Genomic DNA, 17,495 nt, shown 5'->3' on the forward strand with positions numbered 1-17,495 from the left:
TCAGCTGTTCGAGACCGCGATCAGATGCTTCAGCCGCGCGCTCGCCGCGCCGCTGTCGAGCGATTTTGCTCCGATCGCGACGCCCTCCTTAAGGTCCTTGGCGCGTCCGGCGACGATGAGCGCGGCCGCGGCGTTGAGGAGTGCGACGTCGCGATAGGGGCTCGGCATGCCGTCGAGCACGCTTTGCAGCGCGATCGCATTGGCGTCGGCATCGCCCCCCTTGAGTGCACCGGGCTCGCAGCGCGACAGGCCGGCGTCCTCGGGCGTCACCTCGAAATTCCTGATCTCGCCATGGTGGAGTGCGGAGACGAAGCTCGGGCCAGTGAGGGTGATCTCGTCCAGCCCGTCGGAGCCGTGCACCACCCAGGCGGATTCGGAGCCGAGGTTCTTCAGCACCTGCGCCAGCGGCTGCACCCATTGCCGCGAGAACACCCCGACCATCTGCCGCTTCACGCCGGCGGGGTTGGACAGCGGGCCGAGCAGATTGAAGATCGTGCGCGTCGCGAGCTCGACCCGGGTCGGGCCGACGTTCTTCATGGCGGGATGATGAGCCGGCGCGAACATGAAGCCGATGCCGCATTCGCGCACGCAGCGCCCGACCTGCTCGGGCTTGAGGTCGATCTTCACGCCGAGCGAGGCCAGCACGTCGGCGGCGCCCGAGCGCGACGACAGCGCGCGGTTGCCATGCTTGGCCACGGGGAGGCCCGTGCCCGCGACGATGAACGACGCGCAGGTCGAGACGTTGACCGAGCCGGAGCCGTCGCCGCCGGTGCCGACGATGTCGACGGCGTCCGCAGGCGCATCGACCGTGAGCATCTTCGAGCGCATCGCCGTGACCGCGCCGGTGATCTCGTCCACGGTCTCGCCGCGCACCCGCAGCGCCATCAGCAGGCCGCCCATCTGCGAGGGCGTAGCCTCGCCGGACATCACGGCGTCGAAGGCGGAAGCGGCCTCGTCACGCGACAGGCTGGCGCCGGTCGCCACTTTTCCAATGATCGATTTCAGGTCGTCCATCGCGTGCTTTCAACTCACTGGTTCGCGCCGGTCACCTGCGCGAAGGCGGCCTGATTGATGGTGGTCCCGATGTCGGCTTCAAGCTTGTTGACGTAGGAGGCAACCTGCTCGTCGGTCAACGACCGGTCGGTGCTGTCCTTCAGCTTCTTGACGGCGTCGGAGGCCGTGTCGGCCGCGGGATCGACGATGTCGGTGACGCGGTAGACGATGACTTCGCCGCCGCCGGTCACGGGCGCCTGTCCGACGCCGTCCTTGGCGGTGCGGAAAGCGGCCGCAACGATGTTCGCGGGCACGCTGGCGGGCGTGTCGTCGCGCTTGAAGCCGCTGGCGGTCTCGACCTTGGCGTTGATCGCGGCCGCCTCGTCAGCGAGCCTGCCGCCCTGTTCGAGCTTCTGCACCATCTCGGTCGCCTTCGCCTTCAGCTTGGTGGCGATCTGGTCCTGGCGCCAGCGGGCCTCGACCTGGTCTCGAACCTCGTCGAGGTTGCGGTCGCGCGACGGCGTGATGGCGACCACGTCGTACCAGACATAGCCGCCCTTGAACGAGATCGGGTCGTTGTCGACGCCGACGTCGCTGTTGAAGGCCTGCGACACCACATCGAGGCCCTGCGGAATGTTGGCGACGGTCTGCCCGTTCGGCGCGCGGCCCGAGCGGTCGACGGCATCGATGGTCACGGCGGTGAGCCCGAGCTTCTGGGCGGCATCGGCGACGCTGGTGCCTGCGCCGCGCTCGTCTTCCATCTTGTCGCGGAGCTCGCCGACCTTGACGCGGGCGCGCTCGGTCGCGATCTGGCGCTTCACGTCGCCGGCAAATTTGGCGTAGTCGGCCTCGGCACCCGGCTCGATCTTGTCGACCTTGACGATCGAGACGCCGAGACGGCCCTGGATCGGCTGGCTGACCTCGCCTGCGGCAAGCGCGAAGGCGGCATCCCCGACAGCGGATTCGAGTGCTGATTTGGCCACGAGCCCGAGATCGACGTCGGTGGCGCTCAGTCCGCGCTCCTTGCCGAGGTCCTCGAAGGAGAGGCCGCCGGCGAGGCGCTCGCGCGCGGCCTGCGCGTCGGCAGCGTTCGGGAACACGATCTGGTGGATCTGGCGCTTCTCCGGCGTGGAGAGCTGGTCCTTGCGCTGGTCGAACAGTTTCTTCGCGTCGTCATCTGAAACATCGCTCCACTTGGCGATCTCCTCAGGCGAGATCACAGCGAAGACGATCTTGCGGTATTCGGGCGCGCGGAACTGGACCTTGTGATCCTCGAAATAGGCGGCGAGCGCCTCGGGCGAGGGCGCCTCGATGGTGCCTGCCTGGGCCGTGTCGAGCCTGACGAACTCGATCGCGCGCTGCTCGTTCTGGAAGCGGGTCGCGACGTCGAGCATGGCTTTCGGCGGCTCGAGGCCGGCGCCGATCGTGCCGGTGATCTGCCGGCGCAGCGCTACCTTGCGCTGTTCGGCCACGTAGCGCTGCTCGGTGTAGCCGAAATTGCGGATCAGGCTCTGGAAGCGGTTCGCGTCGAATTTGCCATCGACGCCATTGAAGTTCGGATCGTTCATGATGAGCTGTCGGATCTGCTCATCGGATTGGCCGAGCCCGAGCCGGCGTGCGTTCTCGTCGAGGGCGGCTTCCGCAATCGTCTGCTGGAGCACCTGGCGGTCAAGGCCGAATGCGCGCGCCTGTTCCGGCGTCAGCGGGCGGCCGAACTGGCGGCCGATCTGCTGGAGGCGGTCGGTGTAGATCTGGCGGAACTCGTTCAGCGAAATCTCGGTGTGGCCGACCTTGGCCACCGTGGACTGTCCGAAGCCCCGGAAGATGTCGGCGATGCCCCAAATGCCGAAGCTGATGATCAACACGCCCATCACGACGGCCATGATGGTCTTGCCGACCCAGTTTGATGAGGCCTTGCGCATTCCTCGAAGCATTTGGTCCAACTTGTCTGAAAGGAGGGGAACGGGAGCGCGTCTTAATGCAGATTCCGCAGAAGCGCGTCACCAAATTGATATGCCATCATAAAGTGGCGGCTTTCCCCCCGCAACCTCAGCTCAGGCCGCGCTTCGAAGCTGCGGTTAAAAGCCCCTGGTCTCTGGAACTGCCGCGACACCTCTGCTAGCGCATGCACAAACCTCATTTTGCTGGGAATTGACATGACCGATGCCATCCGACCGCTGATTGCCGGCAACTGGAAAATGAACGGCCTGAAGGCCGCGGCCGCCGAATTCGACGCCATGCTCAATGGCGCGGCAGAGGTGGCCGGCAAGGCCGATCTGCTGGTCTGCCCGCCGGCAACCCTGATCGCAGCCTTTGCCGACAAGGCGCACGGCAAGAAGGTCGCCGTAGGGGCCCAGGATTGCCATCCCAAGGCCTCCGGCGCCCATACCGGCGACATCGCGGCCGAAATGCTGGCGGACGCGGGCGCGACCGCCATCATTGTCGGCCATTCCGAGCGCCGCGCCGACCATGGCGAGAGCGATGCGCTGATCCGGCAGAAGGCGGAGGCCGTCTGGCGGGCAGGAGCGGTCGCGATCGTCTGCATCGGCGAGACGCAGGCCCAGCGCGATGCCGGGCAGACCCTGGACATCGTCCGCGGCCAGCTCAACGGCTCGCTCCCGGACGGCTCCACCGCAGCCAATCTGGTCGTGGCCTATGAGCCGGTCTGGGCGATCGGCACGGGCCTGACTCCCACGTCCGAGGATGTCGAGCAGATTCATGGCTTTATCCGGGAACTCCTGACCTCCCGTTTCAAGGCGGATGGGGTAGCGATGCGGATCCTGTATGGCGGCTCGGTCAAGCCGTCGAACGCGGCCGAGCTGATGGCGGTCAAAAACGTCAACGGCGCGTTGGTCGGCGGTGCCAGCCTGAAGGCGGCCGATTTCCTTGCGATCGCCAAGGGCTGCCCCTAGCTAATTCGTAAAGCGCGGGGCCGTGGCCGATCGGGGGTGGCAATGCCGTTTCCGATCGTGTAACACCGCGCAACTTCAGGAAAACCCGCGAAGCGCGATCGGCTGCCGGTACCGGCGCTGTCGGCTTGTGACGGAAGGATACTATGCAGACTGTTGTCATCGTCATCCACCTCATGATCGTGGCCGTCATGATCGGTGCCGTGCTGCTCCAGAAGTCGGAAGGCGGCGGCCTCGGCATGGGCGGAGGCGCGGGCTTCATGTCGAGCCGCGGCACCGCGAATCTGTTGTCGCGCACCACCGCGGTCCTGGCTGCCGGGTTCTTCCTGACCAGCCTGTTCCTGTCCTGGTATGCCGGCTACAACCGTGCACCGTCCTCGATCATCGGCCAGCCGGCGTCGCAGACCCAGCCGGCCGGCGGTGGACCGATCACCCCGCCGACCTCGGGCGGCATTCTGGATACGCTGAAGAAGGCGGACGAGCAGCAGCAGGCCCCGGCAGCGCCGAGTGGCCCGCAGGTGCCTCGCTCGCAATAAAGCAGGGGCGCCATGCAGGGCGGTGGCTACCATCCTGCATCAACAACCCCCATCAAGGCTCTGTCACCACTCTTAGTTTTGGCTCACCCACAGTCCCGCAGGATTCTTTGGGGCGGAATGCGAATCGCTTTGGCGAATCGGATTCGAGGGATTAGAGGTTAGGTCCCATGGCGCGGTACATATTCATCACCGGCGGCGTGGTTTCTTCGCTCGGCAAGGGTTTGGCTTCAGCGGCACTCGGTGCCCTGCTGCAGGCCCGGGGCTACAAGGTCCGCCTCCGCAAGCTCGACCCCTATCTCAACCTCGATCCCGGAACGATGTCGCCGTATCAGCACGGCGAAGTGTTCGTGACCGATGACGGCGCGGAGACCGATCTCGATCTCGGTCATTACGAGCGCTTCACCGGGCGGCCTGCGACGAAGCAGGACAACATCACGACGGGGCGCATCTACCAGGACATCATCTCGAAGGAGCGCCGCGGCGATTATCTCGGCGCGACCATCCAGGTGGTGCCGCACGTCACCAACGCGATCAAGGAATTCGTCCTCTCCGGCAATGACGATTACGATTTCGTGCTGGTCGAGATCGGCGGCACCGTCGGAGACATCGAGGGCCTGCCGTTCTTCGAGGCGATCCGTCAGCTCAAGAACGAGCTGCCGCGCGATCACGCCATCTACATTCACCTCACACTGCTGCCGTACATCCCGAGCGCCGGCGAGCTGAAGACGAAGCCGACGCAGCACTCGGTGAAGGAGCTGCGTTCGATCGGCATCCAGCCGGACATCCTGCTCTGCCGCACCGATCGCGAGATCCCGAAGGAAGAGCGGCGCAAGCTCGGCCTGTTCTGTAACGTGCGCGAGAGCGCCGTGATCGAGGCGCGCGATGCCGACAGCATCTATGCCGTGCCCGAAGCCTATCACGCGGCGGGCCTCGACGACGAAGTGCTCGCCGCCTTCGGCATCGAATCGCGCATCCCGCCGGTGCTCAAGAGCTGGCACCAGATCAACGAGCGCATCCGTAATCCCGAGGGCGATGTCACCATCGCCATCGTCGGCAAATACACCGGCATGAAGGATGCGTATAAGTCGCTGATCGAGGCGCTCTCGCATGGCGGCATCGCCAACAAGGTGAAGGTCAATCTCGACTGGATCGAGAGCGAGATCTTCGAGAAGGAAGATCCGGCGCCGTTCCTCGAGCACGTCAACGGCATCCTGGTGCCCGGCGGCTTCGGCCAGCGCGGCGCGGAGGGCAAGATCAAGGCGGCACAGTTCGCGCGCGAGCGCGACGTGCCGTATTTTGGCATCTGCTTCGGCATGCAGATGGCGGTGATCGAGGCCGCGCGAAACCTCGTCGGCATCGAGGAGGCCAACTCCACCGAATTCGGCCCGACCAAGGAGCCGCTGGTCGGCCTGATGACGGAGTGGCTGCGCGGCAACGAGCTCGAGAAGCGCTCGCGGGCCGGCGATCTCGGCGGCACGATGCGGCTTGGCGCTTATCCCGCCGCGCTCGATCGCGGCAGCCGCGTCTCGCAGGTCTATGGCGGCGCAACCGAGATTTCGGAACGCCACCGCCACCGCTATGAGGTCAACACCGCCTACAAGGACCGTCTCGAGCAGCACGGCCTGAAATTCTCCGGCCTCTCGCCCGACGGCGTGCTGCCGGAGATCGTCGAGTACGAGGATCACCCCTGGTTCATCGGCGTCCAGTTCCACCCCGAGCTGAAGTCGCGCCCCTTCGAGCCGCACCCGCTGTTCGCCTCGTTCATCCAGGCGGCGATGGTGCAGAGCCGGTTGGTGTAATCGGTTCAGCCCGCCTTCTTGACCATCTTGCGTAGGGCTGCATCAATCTTCGATTGCAGCCAGGCCCCTTCGCCTTGAAGTGTTGAACCACTTCAGGGCTGAGCCGGATCGACACCGGAATTTTGGTCGGAGTCTTCTGAGGGCCGCGTTTGCCGACCAATGATGCAAGCTGAGCCGGCTTCATGTCGCTCAACCGGACTCCAGCGGGAAACTTGGTCGCCTTCGCAAAGTCCTCCCGGGTCCACTCGGGATTCTCCTTGTCGGGGGCAGGTTGCCTAGTCTTCCGGGACATGACGCTTCACCTCCTTGGCATGAGCACGCCGCAGGCTGATCGGTCGATACCGCTCGTCGCGAACGGTGAACACCAGGTCGTGCGCCGCATCGGGGCAACCGCATCGTATCGCAGCGCCATTGGGCTGCAACCCCGCCAGTGCTCCGCCTTAGGGAGCGAGGGTGCAATCGCGCTCGATGTCCATCGTCGCTAACGTTCGTCTTGTCGATTGCTCAGGCGCAACCGATCCCGCAATGAGCGTCATCTGCGGCCGCCGCGTCAGCTTGTAGACGGCGGCGGGCGGCACGTTCAGGAAGGCGCGATCGACCAGCGTCGCGCGCAGGCCGAGACGGTCGAGCACCGGCCGCGGGATCGGGCAGCTCATGCCATAGGTGAACTGGTAGAAGGCGCCGCCGGGGCGGACATAGCTGAACGCGCCACCGAGGATCGAGACCACCTTGCGCGTCGACATGTTGAGCAGCGGCAGGCCGCTCACGACCGCGCCGACGGGCGCACCGTCATAGAGCCGCTCCGTCGCCAGCCGCCCCGCATCCATCCACAGCACGCGCGCGCCGGGGAAGCGCATCTGCAAGAGCTTCATGAAGTCCGAGCCGTATTCGATCAGCGTGAGATCCTGTGGCCTGACGCCGCGCTTCAAGAGCTTGTAGGTGAAGGCGCCGGTGCCGGGACCGAGCTCGAGGATCGGGCCGGTCTTCTCGGTGATCTCGCGCGTGATGAGATCGGCGAGCGCCGCGCCCGATGGCGCGATGGCGCCGACCCGGCGCGGCGAAGACATCCAGGAAATAAAGAAGGACAGAAAATCGTTGGGCATGCGCACTCCGGCATTTCGATTGCACCTCGGAGGATTAGAGGTGAGGCGGATGCACTGTCGCGGGAGTGGATTGCGACAGCATTGCGCTGTGAGCCATGAAAGCGGATTGAATCAACTCTGCGGGCCTGGCCGCAGCGTCAATCTGAAGCAGGTGCCGCCGTCCGCGCCATCGGTGACCGAGACCTGTCCGCCATGCAGGAGCACGATCTCGCGCACCATGTTGAGACCGAGGCCGGCGCCGCGATCGAGCGGCGTGAGCCGGTAGAACGGTTCGAAAATCTGCGCGCGTTGATCAGCGGGAATGCCGGCGCCTTCGTCGGTGACCTCGATGCAGGCGGGCTTGCTCACGCGAATGCCGATCGTGCCGCGGCGAGGGCCGTGCTGGATCGCGTTCTGCACGAGATTGGTCAGCGCGCGCTCCAGCGCGGCGGCATCGCCGATCGTCTCGATCGGCGTTGAGGGTGCATCGAGCTCCAGCTCGTAGCCCGCGGCGATCGCGAGCGGTGCGAGGTCGGCGGCCGCGCTTTGCGCCATCGCGACGAGGTCGACGCGCGTGAAGGGATGACCGCAACGGTCAAGCCGCTGGATGTCGAGCAACTGCTCGGCGAGCGTCGCCAGCCGCGCGGCATCCTCCAGCAGCCGGGTCTTGTCCGGACCGGAGGGGAGCGATTCCAGCCGCGTGTTCAGGATCGCGATCGGCGTCCGCAGCTCGTGCGCGGCATCCGCAACAAAGCGCTTGTGACGGGCATAGCCCTGATCGAGTCGCGCCAGCGCCTCGTTAACTGCGGTGACCAGCGGTACGACCTCCAGCGGAACTTTCTCCACCGACAGCCGCGCGCCGCGCTGATGGATGTCGATGCGCCGCGCTTGATCCGCGGTCGCATCCAACCCCCTGAAAGCGCGCTGCACGATCATCGGCGTCGCGATGAAGGTCGCGGTGCCCATCACGAGCAGGCCGGGCAGGGCGATGCCGAGAAACGCCAGCGAGGTCATCAACAGCGCCTTGGCGCCGGTCAGCCGTCCCTGCGTCGCCGTGATGATCTGCACATTGCCGGCATCGGTGTCGACGCGCTTCAGCCGCGCCGCCGGCTTTCGCGGGTCGTCCTCGAACATCTGCCAGCCGAGCCGCGCCTGGCTGATCTGGTCGAGGCTGCCGCCGATTGCCGCGAATTCCGCCGGCGCGGCGCCTTCAGTGAGCGAATGTCCCTGCCGGTCGCGGACCAGAAACCAGAGGTCCGGTGTCTCGGCACGCAATTGTTTCAGGTCGGGCGTCTGGCGCAGGGTCAGGTCGCCTTCAGCGTTACGCGCGAGCGCGCGCTCCACGACATCGATGACGCGATCCTCGTCGCGATCCGCGAGCACGAAGCCTGAGGCGCAGAGCGCACCGACGACAACAGCAACCAGCGCCAGCAACAGTGCGGCCTGGAGCGCAAGCAGGCGCCAGCTCAATCGCGAGCGCAGGCAATAGGGATCGTCGTGCTTGCTCATGTTGGCTTCTTCAAGTCGGCAGCTTCCTCAGGAGATAGCCGACGCCGCGAATGCCGTGGATCTCCACGCCGGCGTCGGCATCAGTGAGCTTGCGGCGCAGCCGCGAGACATGGGTGTCCAGCGCATTCGACTGGATTTCGTCGTCGAAATTGTAGACAGCCTCTTCCAGCGCTGCGCGCAGCACCGTGCGGCCCATCCGGCGGATCAGGGCTTCGAGCACCAGCAGCTCGCGGCGCGGCAGCTCGAACGGCTGGTCGTCGATGCTGGCCTCGCGATGGCCGACATCGAAGGCGAGGCGGCCGGTGCGGATGACGTCCGGAGACAGCCCCGCGGGCCGCCGCAGCACGGCGCGCAGTCGCGCCAATAACTCCTCGACCGCGAACGGCTTGGCGAGATAATCGTCGGCGCCGCTGTCGAGCCCGGCGATGCGGTCGGCGAGCTCGCCGCGAGCGGTCAGGACGATGATCGGCACGCCGTCGGCGCGTGCGCGAAGCTTCGGGATCAGGGCGAGGCCGTCGCCGTCGGGAAGCTGGCGGTCGAGCAGGACGGCGGCATGGACGTCGGCGGAAATCGCTTCCTCAGCATCCGCAAGCGTGGGGGCGTGATCCACCACCATGTCGTAGCGCCTGAGCGCCGACGACAGCGCTGTGGCCATCTCCGCCTCATCCTCGACGAGCAAGATTCGCATGATCCGCCACCTCAACCCCATTGAGCCATTCTAGCGGCCCGATCATTGCGGCAGCATTGCGGGAACAGGACCAGCCATGCGCGAAACGCCGCGGGGGCCGCCGGGCAGGGCTCAAGACAGTATCAGGGCCGATCGTTATAACCTCCGCACCTGTCCAGGGAGGAATACAACAATGATCTACGAGATGCGCGTCTATCACTGCCTGCCCGGCCGCCTTCCGGCGCTGTTGAAGCGGTTCGAGACGGTGACGCTGAAGCTCTGGGAGAAGCACGGCATCCGCCAGGCCGGCTTCTTCACCACGCTGATCGGTGAATCCAACCAGGAGCTGACCTACTTCCTGGCCTGGGAATCGCTTGCCGAGCGCGAGACCAAGTGGGGCAAGTTCATGACCGATCCGGACTGGATAAAGGGGCGCGCCGAGAGCGAAGCGGACGGCCAGATCGTCGGCAACATCGTCAGCCAGCTGCTGACGCCGACCGCCTTTTCGTCGGTCAAATAGCGCTTGTCCGGCATGGGTTGCGGCGGGGACCTCTCGCGCAACCCTGATATTCTGATAGCCCGGGCCGAATGGGGTTGATCGGCCCCTCATCACCGCTATGGTCGCGGCGAAACGAGGGAATTGGCCTTGAGCTCTTCATCATCCGCGGCCCCGGTCGTCACTGTTGGCACGGCCAAGTTCGGCAATGAACTGCCGATCTCGATCATTGCCGGCCCGTGCCAGCTCGAAAGCCGCCAGCATGCGCTGGAGGTGGCCTCCGCGCTGAAGGAGATCGCCGCGCGGCTGAAGATCGGCCTCGTCTACAAGACCTCCTTCGACAAGGCCAACCGCACCAGCGCCTCGGCGGAACGCGGTCTCGGCTTGGCGCAGTCGCTCCCGATCTTCGCCGAGATCCGGTCCTCGCTCGGCCTGCCCGTGCTGACCGACGTGCACGATGCCGGGCAATGCGCCGACGTCGCGCAAGCCGTCGACATCCTGCAGATTCCGGCCTTCCTGTGCCGGCAGACCGATCTGCTGCTGGCCGCGGCCGCTACCGGCAAGGTCATCAACGTCAAGAAGGGCCAGTTTCTCGCCCCCTGGGACATGACGAACGTGGTCGCCAAGATCACCAGCGCGAACAATCCCAACGTGCTCGTCACCGAGCGCGGCGCGTCCTTCGGCTACAACACGCTGGTATCGGACATGCGCGCGCTGCCGATCATGGCGCGCACCACAGGCGCGCCCGTGATTTTCGACGCGACCCATTCGGTGCAGCAGCCGGGCGGGAAGGGTGCGTCCTCCGGCGGCGAGCGCGAATTCGTGCCGGTGCTGGCGCGCGCGGCCGTCGCCGTCGGTGTCGCCGGCGTCTTCATCGAGACTCACCCCGATCCCGACCGCGCGCCGTCGGACGGGCCCAACATGGTGCCGCTGCGCGAGTTCGAAGGCTTGATCCGTACGCTGATGGCGTTCGATACGATCGCCAAGGGCCAAATGCACTGATGCACGAGCCCGTGGCCAGGCCGTCGACCGACCAGAGGTTTCCGCCTGCGATCAACATCATCGCGCTTGCGAGCTTCTCGGCTGCATTGTCGACGCGGGCGCTCGACCCGGTGCTGCCGCACATCGCGGAGGAATTTTCGATCAGCATCACGACGGCGGCGAGCATCGCGGCCGGCTATGCCCTGATCTACGCGCTGATCCAGCCGATCGTCGGTGCGGCGGCCGATCTGTTCGGCAAGGCGCGGCTGATGACGTTGTGCCTGGCGCTGCTCGGCGTCGCCTGCGTTCTCGGCGCGCTCTCGACCTCCTTCTCGGGCCTGTTCGCGAGCCGCATGCTCGCCGGCATCGCCTCGGGTGGCGTGTTCCCGGTTGCGCTCGGCCTCACCGCCGACCTGGTAGCACCAGCCAAGCGGCAGGTGGCGATCGGACGCACGCTTGCCGGTTCGATGACCGGCAATCTGCTCGGCGCGACCGCCTCGGGCATCATCGGCGATCTCGTCGGCTGGCGCGGCGTGCTCGTGATCATCGGGGCGCTCGGGCTGATCGCGGCGGTCGCGGTCGCGGCGGGCTTTCGCGGCGCCGCCCTGACGGCTCGGCCGAGGAGCGACCTGAAGACCTTGCGGCAGGGCTATCGCACCATCCTCGCCAATCCCAACGCGCGCTATTGCTATTCGGCCGTGTTCGTCGAGGGCTGCTGCGTGTTCGGGCTGTTTCCCTTCATCGCCGCTCTGCTGTTCGATCTCGGCGAGACCTCGCTGTCGATCGCGGGCATCGTGATCGCGGGTTTCGCGGTCGGTGGCCTGTTCTACACGTTCACGGTCTCGCGCTTCCTGCCGCGACTGGGCGTCAGGGGCATGATGATCGCAGGCGCGAGCCTCGTCGCGCTCCAGCTCGCGGCACTCGCTCTTGGGCCCGGCTGGAAAGTCCAATTCGCCATCATGCTGCTGATGGGCTGGGGCTTCTACATGATCCACGGCTGCCTGCAGGTGTTCGCCAGCGAGCTGTCGGTCGAGGCGCGTGCGACGGCGATGTCGCTGCACTCGTTCTTTTTCTTCATGGGCCAGACGGTCGGACCGCTGGCCTACGGGTTCGGGCTTGCGCATACCGGCAAGGCGCCGACGCTGGTCGCGAGTGCCGTGCTCATGGTGCTGCTGGGCCTTGCCTGCGCCGCGCTCCTCAAGCCGCGGGCACCGTCCGACGCGCGTGCCTGAGGCCAGTGTTTCGCGGGCCGAGATATTGAGATTGAAATAAAAGCGAATAGACCGGAGGCCGGGATCGGACCATATTCGGAGGCATCACTTGCAGGGGGCAATCAGCAAGGAGCCACCCAATGTACGCCAATATCCTCTTGAGCACCGATGGCTCGGATGTCGCAAGAAAAGGCGTTGAGCATGGAATTGCTCTGGCAAAGGCCTTGAATGCCAAAGCGACAATCGTCACCGTGACGGAACCGCTGCCGATCGACTATGGCGGCGGATTCGATTCGGGATGGGTTCCCTCGCAAGAAGAGATTGATCAGTTTGACGCAGCCTGCAAGCAGCGCGCGGGCAAGGTGCTCGATCAAGCTCGGTCCATGGCAGAGCGGAGCGGGCTGCCGGTAGAGCTCTTACACGTTCCGAATGCGCACCCAGCCACCGCGATTGTCGAAACGGCAAAGTCCAGGGGCTGCGATTTGATTGTCATGGCCTCGCATGGACGTCGCGGCCTCAGGAAGCTGTTCCTGGGAAGTCAGACATCCGAAGTTCTCGTCAACGGAAGCGTGCCGGTATTGGTCGTGCCGTAGTCGCGTGCACGCCCGTTGGCCGCCAATCCGTCGAGCCAGTCGAGCTCGCTCCCGGCTGAAGGCGACAGCTTCATTGTTGGCGCGGCGGCTGATGCGCGCAAACGCGAAGGCCTGTTTTCCCAGCGCGTACGAGACGGGCCGAGGCGAATCTTGAAGGTGTGGCACGAGCTTTGTGCTTGCCAAGTTCCGGCATTGTGAAAGAATGAATTTGGAGCGGCCGGCTCCCAATGCAATTTCGGGGAGAGACGCGTGAGTGAATCGCTTCATCCCGCCGCCCCGCATCACCTGCCTTCCTTCATCACCGCGCCGGGAGACACCGATGTCCTGATGGTTGTCGTCGGAATCGTTCTGGTCGGCGCCGTTCTCGCAGTCGGAAATATCTATCTGCACCTGCACACTTTGCCGGAGCGGAAGGCTCACAAATCGCAGAAATTCCAGTTTGAGATCGTGGCCGTACTGGGACTGCTGGCGCTGTTCACGCACAACCACCTGTTCTGGGTGATCGGCCTGTTCCTCGCCATGATCGATCTGCCCGACTTCAGCACGCCGCTGCGCAAGATTGCCGGCTCGGTCGAGAAGATGGCCGGCGTCGCGCCGGAGCAAGATCCGACCGAGCCATCGAATGGAGCTGGTCCTGCGCAACCTTCTGTGGCCGGCGATGCCAAGGCCGAGAGCGCCAAGGCTGAGAGCGCCAAGGCTGAGAGCCTCAAGGCTGAGAGCGCCAAGAGCGAGGTGGCCGGTCATGCTTGAGCTGCTGCTCTGCTCGCTCCTGACAATATTTCCCGACTATCTCTATCGCCGATATCGGCAGGGAAAGCGCCTCGGGCACGAGATTACGCTTTATTCGGTCTGGTTCGAATTGCGATTTGGCATCATTGCCTGCCTGATGCTGACCGTCTCGCTGATTACGATGATTTTCTATTATCACCCGTCGACCACATCGGCTACGTTGTACTATCGGACCGTGCCTATCGTCCCCGAGATTACCGGACGGGTGGCAGAGGTTCATGTCGACTACAGCGCGCCGGTCAAGCAAGGCGACGTGATCTTCAGGCTCGACAATTCCAAACAGCAGGCGTCGCTGGAGACGGCGAAACGCAAGATCGCCGAAGTCGATGCATCGATGCTGACGGCGCAGGCCGATATTCTCAAATCGGAAGGCCAGATTCAGGAAGCCAAGAGCGCATTGCAACAGGCCAACGACGAACTCGACGTCAAGCGCGAGCTACAGAAACGCAATCCGGGGATCGTGCCGCAGCGGGATATCGAAAAGCTCGAGGTGGCCGTCGCCGGCCGTCAGGGCTCGGTCGATGCTGCAACTGCGGCAAGGCAGTCCGTAACGACGCGCGTCAGCGCGCTTCTCCCGGCAGAGAAGGCAAGCGCGGAAGCCGCGCTCGCTGAAGCGCAGGTCGATCTGGACAAGACCTACGTTCGCGCCGGCGTGGACGGCCGTGTCGAACAATTCCTGCTGCGGCCGGGCGACGTCGTTAATCCCATGCTGCGGTCCGCGGGCGTCCTGATCCCCGAAGGCGCTGGGCAACGCGCACTTTCGGCGGGGTTCGGTCAGATCGAAGCGCAAGTCATGAAAGTCGGAATGGTGGCCGAGGCCGCCTGCATTTCAAAGCCATGGACCATCGTTCCGATGGTGGTCACGGACGTGCAGGATTACATCGCAGCGGGCCAGTTCAGAGGCGGTGAGCAACTGCTTGAAGTGCAGAATACCGTTCGACCCGGCACGATTCTCGTTTTCATGGAGCCGATCTACAAGGGCGGCCTAGCGGGTGTGACGCCCGGCAGCAGTTGCATTGCTAACGCCTACACCAGCAATCACGAATTGATCGCGTCGGGCAAAGTCGGTGCGTTCAAAAGCTTCGCATTGCACATCGTCGATGCGACCGGACTTGTGCACGCCATGCTGTTGCGGATTCAGGCCCTGCTGTTGCCGGTCAAGACGCTGGTGCTGAGCGGGCATTGATCTGCCCGCGAGCCTGCTCTCGTGGACACTAAGGCCCGATCGGCTCCATCCCGCTCGCGATGATCGCGTCGCGGGCCGCGGGCGAGGCGAGGAATTTGATCAGGGCGCGGCCGGCCTCTTGTTCTTTCGATACGGTCGCGATCCCGGCCGAGAAGATCGTGATCTGCTGCAATTCCTTCGGCAGGGGACCTACGATGTCGATGCCCTTCACGGGCTTCAATTCGCTGATCTGCTGGAAGCCGAGCTCGGCCTCGCCGTGCGCGACGATCTCGCCGACCGGCGTCGCCGGGATCTTTCGCGCCTTGTCCTTCATGGCCTCGGTGATTCCGAGCTTGTCGAACATCTCGGTCGAGACGTAGACGCCGCTGGCGCTGTCGGAATAGGCGATCGTCTTCGCGGCCAGTAGCGCCTGCTTGACTGCGTCCACCGAGCTGATGTCCGGCTTCGGCGCCCCCGATTTCACGGCGACCCCGATCGGCGATCGCGTCAGATCGATCTGGCTGCCGGCCACGACCTTGCCCTTGCTGACGAGATCGGTCAGCGCGTAGCCCACCATGATCAGCACGTCCGCCGGCTCGCCGCGCTCGAGCCGGACCGGAATCGCATTGGTGGTGGTGCCCATCGACGGCCCGTAGGCGGTCAGCACCTTGTTGCCGGTGGCTTTCTCGAACTCAGGCACGAGCGCCTGAAAGGCCGCCGTCAATCCTCCCGAGATCATCACGCGGACTTCGGCAGCGTAGGACGCGCCGGTGAACCACAGGACGCCAAGAAGGCCGAAGGCAACGCCGCGGAATTTTGCAGGTATCGATGTCATCGTCACGGGTCTCCAACTAGCCCCGGCCGCGATAGGGCGCGACGCCTTGTTCGGGCAACCATAGGCCCTTCGGCACGCGGCCGGTCTGCCAGAACACATCGATCGGGATGCCGCCGCGCGGGTACCAGTAGCCGCCGATGCGCAAGAATTTCGGCTTGATCTCGGCGGCGATGCGCTTGCCGATCATCACGGTGCAGTCCTCATGGAAGGCGCCGTGGTTGCGGAAGCTCGCGATGTAGAGTTTCAGCGATTTCGACTCCAGCAGCCATTGGCCGGGCGCGTAGTCGATCATCAGATGGGCGAAATCGGGCTGGCCGGTCACCGGGCAGAGCGAGGTGAACTCCGGCACGGTGAAACGGACCAGATATTCGGTTCCTCCTTGCGGATTCGGGACTCGGTCGAGCTTCGCCTTCTCGGGCGCATCCGGCCATTCCACGGCACGGCCTAGCTGCAGGGCAGGGGAATCTGAACGTGAGTTGTTTGATTTGCTGGGTTTTTTCGACATGAGGCCGCCTCCGAGCGGCCCTCTTAGCCAATCGTGGCGCGGCCGTCACCCGGCCTTTTCCGCTTCGATGCATTGCGGTAGAAGCACCGCCAACTGCCCCCCTTTGCTCCCCGAAAAGAGGCCCTCATGACCGCCATCATCGAAATCATCGGACGCGAAATCCTCGATAGCCGCGGCAATCCCACTGTCGAGGTCGACGTCGTGCTGGAAGATGGCGCGCTCGGCCGCGCCGCTGTGCCCTCCGGCGCCTCCACCGGCGCCCATGAGGCGGTCGAGCTTCGCGACGGAGACAAGACCCGCTATCTCGGCAAGGGCGTCACCAAGGCGGTCGGCGCCGTCAATGGCGAGATCTTTGAGGCCCTGAGCGGCCTCGATGCCGAGCAGCAGGCGCAGATCGACCAGATCATGATCGACCTCGACGGCACGCCGAACAAGAGCCGGCTCGGCGCCAACGCCATCCTCGGCGTGTCGCTCGCCTGCGCCAAGGCGGCCGCGAATTCGCTCGACATGCCGCTCTATCGTTACGTCGGCGGCACCTCGGCGCGGTTGCTGCCGGTGCCGATGATGAACATCATCAATGGCGGCGTGCATGCCGACAACCCGATCGACTTCCAGGAGTTCATGATCCTGCCCGTGGGCGCGTCCTCCTTCGCCGAGGGCCTGCGCTACGGCGCGGAAGTGTTCCACACCCTTAAGTCGGAGCTGAAGAAGGCCGGCCACAACACCAATGTCGGCGACGAGGGCGGCTTCGCCCCGAACCTGCCGTCGGCGGATGCCGCGCTCGAGTTCGTCATGAACGCGATCGGCAAGGCGGGCTACAAGGCAGGCAGCGATATCGTGATCGGCCTCGATTGCGCCTCGACCGAATTCTTTAGGGACGGCAAGTACGTCTATGAAGGCGAGGGCAAGACCCGTTCGGTCTCCGAGCAGGCCAAGTACCTTGCCGACCTCGTCGGCCGCTATCCGATCGTCACCATCGAAGATGGCATGTCGGAAGACGACATGGACGGCTGGAAGGAGCTCACCGACCTCGTCGGCAACAAGTGCCAGCTGGTCGGCGACGATCTCTTCGTCACCAACGTCAAGCGTCTCGCCGAAGGCATCAAGGCCGGCCGCGCCAACTCGATCCTGATCAAGGTCAACCAGATCGGCACGCTGACCGAGACGCTCGCCGCCGTCGAGATGGCGCACAAGGCCGGCTACACCTCGGTCATGTCGCACCGCTCGGGCGAGACCGAGGATTCCACGATCGCCGACCTCGCGGTCGCCACCAATTGCGGTCAGATCAAGACCGGCTCCCTTGCACGTTCCGATCGCACCGCCAAATACAACCAGCTCCTCCGCATCGAGCAGCAGCTCGGCAAGCAGGCGCTCTACGGCGGCAAGGCGGCACTGAAGGCGCTGGCATAAGCCAGCAGCCAGCGC

Annotated in this window: 18 protein-coding genes; 10 read left to right on the top strand and 8 right to left on the bottom strand. The window is 64.9% G+C overall.

Annotation, left to right across the window (positions count from 1 at the left end; translation table 11 throughout):
• Both trpD and FXB38_RS25670 read right to left on the bottom strand, forming a co-directional pair.
• Complete coding sequence (gene trpD, locus FXB38_RS25665) at window positions 1-1,014, bottom strand: anthranilate phosphoribosyltransferase (RefSeq protein ID WP_148753717.1); 1,014 nt, start codon at window positions 1,012-1,014, stop codon at window positions 1-3.
• Window positions 1,015-1,028: 14 nt separating this feature from the next.
• Window positions 1,029-2,927 carry a SurA N-terminal domain-containing protein gene (locus FXB38_RS25670; RefSeq protein WP_148753718.1) on the bottom strand — a complete coding sequence of 633 codons (1,899 nt, stop codon included), beginning with the start codon at window positions 2,925-2,927 and terminating at the stop codon, window positions 1,029-1,031.
• Window positions 2,928-3,149: 222 nt separating this feature from the next.
• On the opposite strand from FXB38_RS25670, the gene tpiA reads away from it, so the two are divergent.
• The 3 genes from tpiA (at window position 3,150) to pyrG (ending at window position 6,237) form a co-directional block, all read left to right on the top strand.
• A complete protein-coding gene (tpiA, locus tag FXB38_RS25675; RefSeq protein WP_148753719.1) occupies window positions 3,150-3,905 on the top strand; it encodes a triose-phosphate isomerase in 756 nt (251 codons plus the stop codon).
• Between the two features lie 143 nt (window positions 3,906-4,048).
• The gene (gene secG / locus FXB38_RS25680) at window positions 4,049-4,438 is read left to right on the top strand and encodes a preprotein translocase subunit SecG (protein WP_148753720.1); all 390 of its coding nucleotides are present in this window, start codon (window positions 4,049-4,051) and stop codon (window positions 4,436-4,438) included.
• A gap of 167 nt (window positions 4,439-4,605) precedes the next feature.
• Window positions 4,606-6,237, top strand: coding sequence for a CTP synthase (gene pyrG, locus FXB38_RS25685; protein ID WP_148753721.1), 1,632 nt, complete (start codon window positions 4,606-4,608; stop codon window positions 6,235-6,237).
• Here pyrG and FXB38_RS25690 read toward each other — a convergent pair.
• The 4 genes from FXB38_RS25690 to FXB38_RS25705 form a co-directional block, all read right to left on the bottom strand.
• A complete protein-coding gene (locus FXB38_RS25690) occupies window positions 6,200-6,529 on the bottom strand; it encodes a BrnA antitoxin family protein (protein ID WP_246230130.1) in 330 nt (109 codons plus the stop codon). The two genes, pyrG and FXB38_RS25690, sit on opposite strands and share 38 nt — an antisense overlap.
• 148 nt (window positions 6,530-6,677) lie before the next feature.
• Window positions 6,678-7,340 (bottom strand): class I SAM-dependent methyltransferase, encoded by a 663-nt coding sequence (locus tag FXB38_RS25695; RefSeq protein ID WP_246230132.1) that lies wholly within the window; start codon window positions 7,338-7,340, stop codon window positions 6,678-6,680.
• Between the two features lie 111 nt (window positions 7,341-7,451).
• The gene (locus FXB38_RS25700; protein WP_148753723.1) at window positions 7,452-8,828 is read right to left on the bottom strand and encodes a sensor histidine kinase; all 1,377 of its coding nucleotides are present in this window, start codon (window positions 8,826-8,828) and stop codon (window positions 7,452-7,454) included.
• Between the two features lie 10 nt (window positions 8,829-8,838).
• Complete coding sequence (locus FXB38_RS25705) at window positions 8,839-9,516, bottom strand: response regulator transcription factor (protein ID WP_148753724.1); 678 nt, start codon at window positions 9,514-9,516, stop codon at window positions 8,839-8,841.
• A gap of 172 nt (window positions 9,517-9,688) precedes the next feature.
• On the opposite strand from FXB38_RS25705, the gene FXB38_RS25710 reads away from it, so the two are divergent.
• The 6 genes from FXB38_RS25710 to FXB38_RS25735 all read left to right on the top strand — a co-directional run bounded on the left by FXB38_RS25710 (window position 9,689) and on the right by FXB38_RS25735 (window position 14,751).
• The gene (locus tag FXB38_RS25710) at window positions 9,689-10,015 is read left to right on the top strand and encodes an NIPSNAP family protein (protein WP_148753725.1); all 327 of its coding nucleotides are present in this window, start codon (window positions 9,689-9,691) and stop codon (window positions 10,013-10,015) included.
• Between the two features lie 126 nt (window positions 10,016-10,141).
• A complete protein-coding gene (gene kdsA, locus FXB38_RS25715) occupies window positions 10,142-10,993 on the top strand; it encodes a 3-deoxy-8-phosphooctulonate synthase (protein ID WP_148753726.1) in 852 nt (283 codons plus the stop codon).
• A complete protein-coding gene (locus tag FXB38_RS25720) occupies window positions 10,993-12,204 on the top strand; it encodes an MFS transporter (RefSeq protein WP_148753727.1) in 1,212 nt (403 codons plus the stop codon). The genes kdsA and FXB38_RS25720 overlap by 1 nt, the downstream gene beginning before the upstream one ends.
• A gap of 119 nt (window positions 12,205-12,323) precedes the next feature.
• On the top strand, window positions 12,324-12,776 hold the full coding sequence (locus tag FXB38_RS25725) for a universal stress protein (RefSeq protein WP_148753728.1): 453 nt from the start codon (window positions 12,324-12,326) through the stop codon (window positions 12,774-12,776).
• 249 nt (window positions 12,777-13,025) lie between these two features.
• Window positions 13,026-13,526, top strand: coding sequence for a hypothetical protein (locus tag FXB38_RS25730; RefSeq protein WP_148753729.1), 501 nt, complete (start codon window positions 13,026-13,028; stop codon window positions 13,524-13,526).
• Window positions 13,519-14,751, top strand: coding sequence for an HlyD family secretion protein (locus tag FXB38_RS25735; RefSeq protein WP_148753730.1), 1,233 nt, complete (start codon window positions 13,519-13,521; stop codon window positions 14,749-14,751). Before FXB38_RS25730 ends, FXB38_RS25735 begins: the two co-directional genes overlap by 8 nt.
• Before the next feature lie 28 nt (window positions 14,752-14,779).
• Here the strand turns inward: FXB38_RS25735 and modA are convergent, their stop codons facing one another.
• Together modA and queF are read right to left on the bottom strand one after the other, a co-directional pair.
• Complete coding sequence (modA, locus tag FXB38_RS25740) at window positions 14,780-15,565, bottom strand: molybdate ABC transporter substrate-binding protein (protein WP_148753731.1); 786 nt, start codon at window positions 15,563-15,565, stop codon at window positions 14,780-14,782.
• A 16-nt stretch (window positions 15,566-15,581) separates the two neighbouring features.
• A complete protein-coding gene (gene queF / locus FXB38_RS25745) occupies window positions 15,582-16,070 on the bottom strand; it encodes a preQ(1) synthase (protein ID WP_148753732.1) in 489 nt (162 codons plus the stop codon).
• A 126-nt stretch (window positions 16,071-16,196) separates the two neighbouring features.
• On the opposite strand from queF, the gene eno reads away from it, so the two are divergent.
• On the top strand, window positions 16,197-17,480 hold the full coding sequence (gene eno, locus FXB38_RS25750) for a phosphopyruvate hydratase (RefSeq protein WP_148753733.1): 1,284 nt from the start codon (window positions 16,197-16,199) through the stop codon (window positions 17,478-17,480).
• Window positions 17,481-17,495 lie beyond the last annotated feature (15 nt).

This window comes from Bradyrhizobium cytisi, from assembly GCF_008123515.1.
Classification (GTDB): domain Bacteria; phylum Pseudomonadota; class Alphaproteobacteria; order Rhizobiales; family Xanthobacteraceae; genus Bradyrhizobium; species Bradyrhizobium cytisi.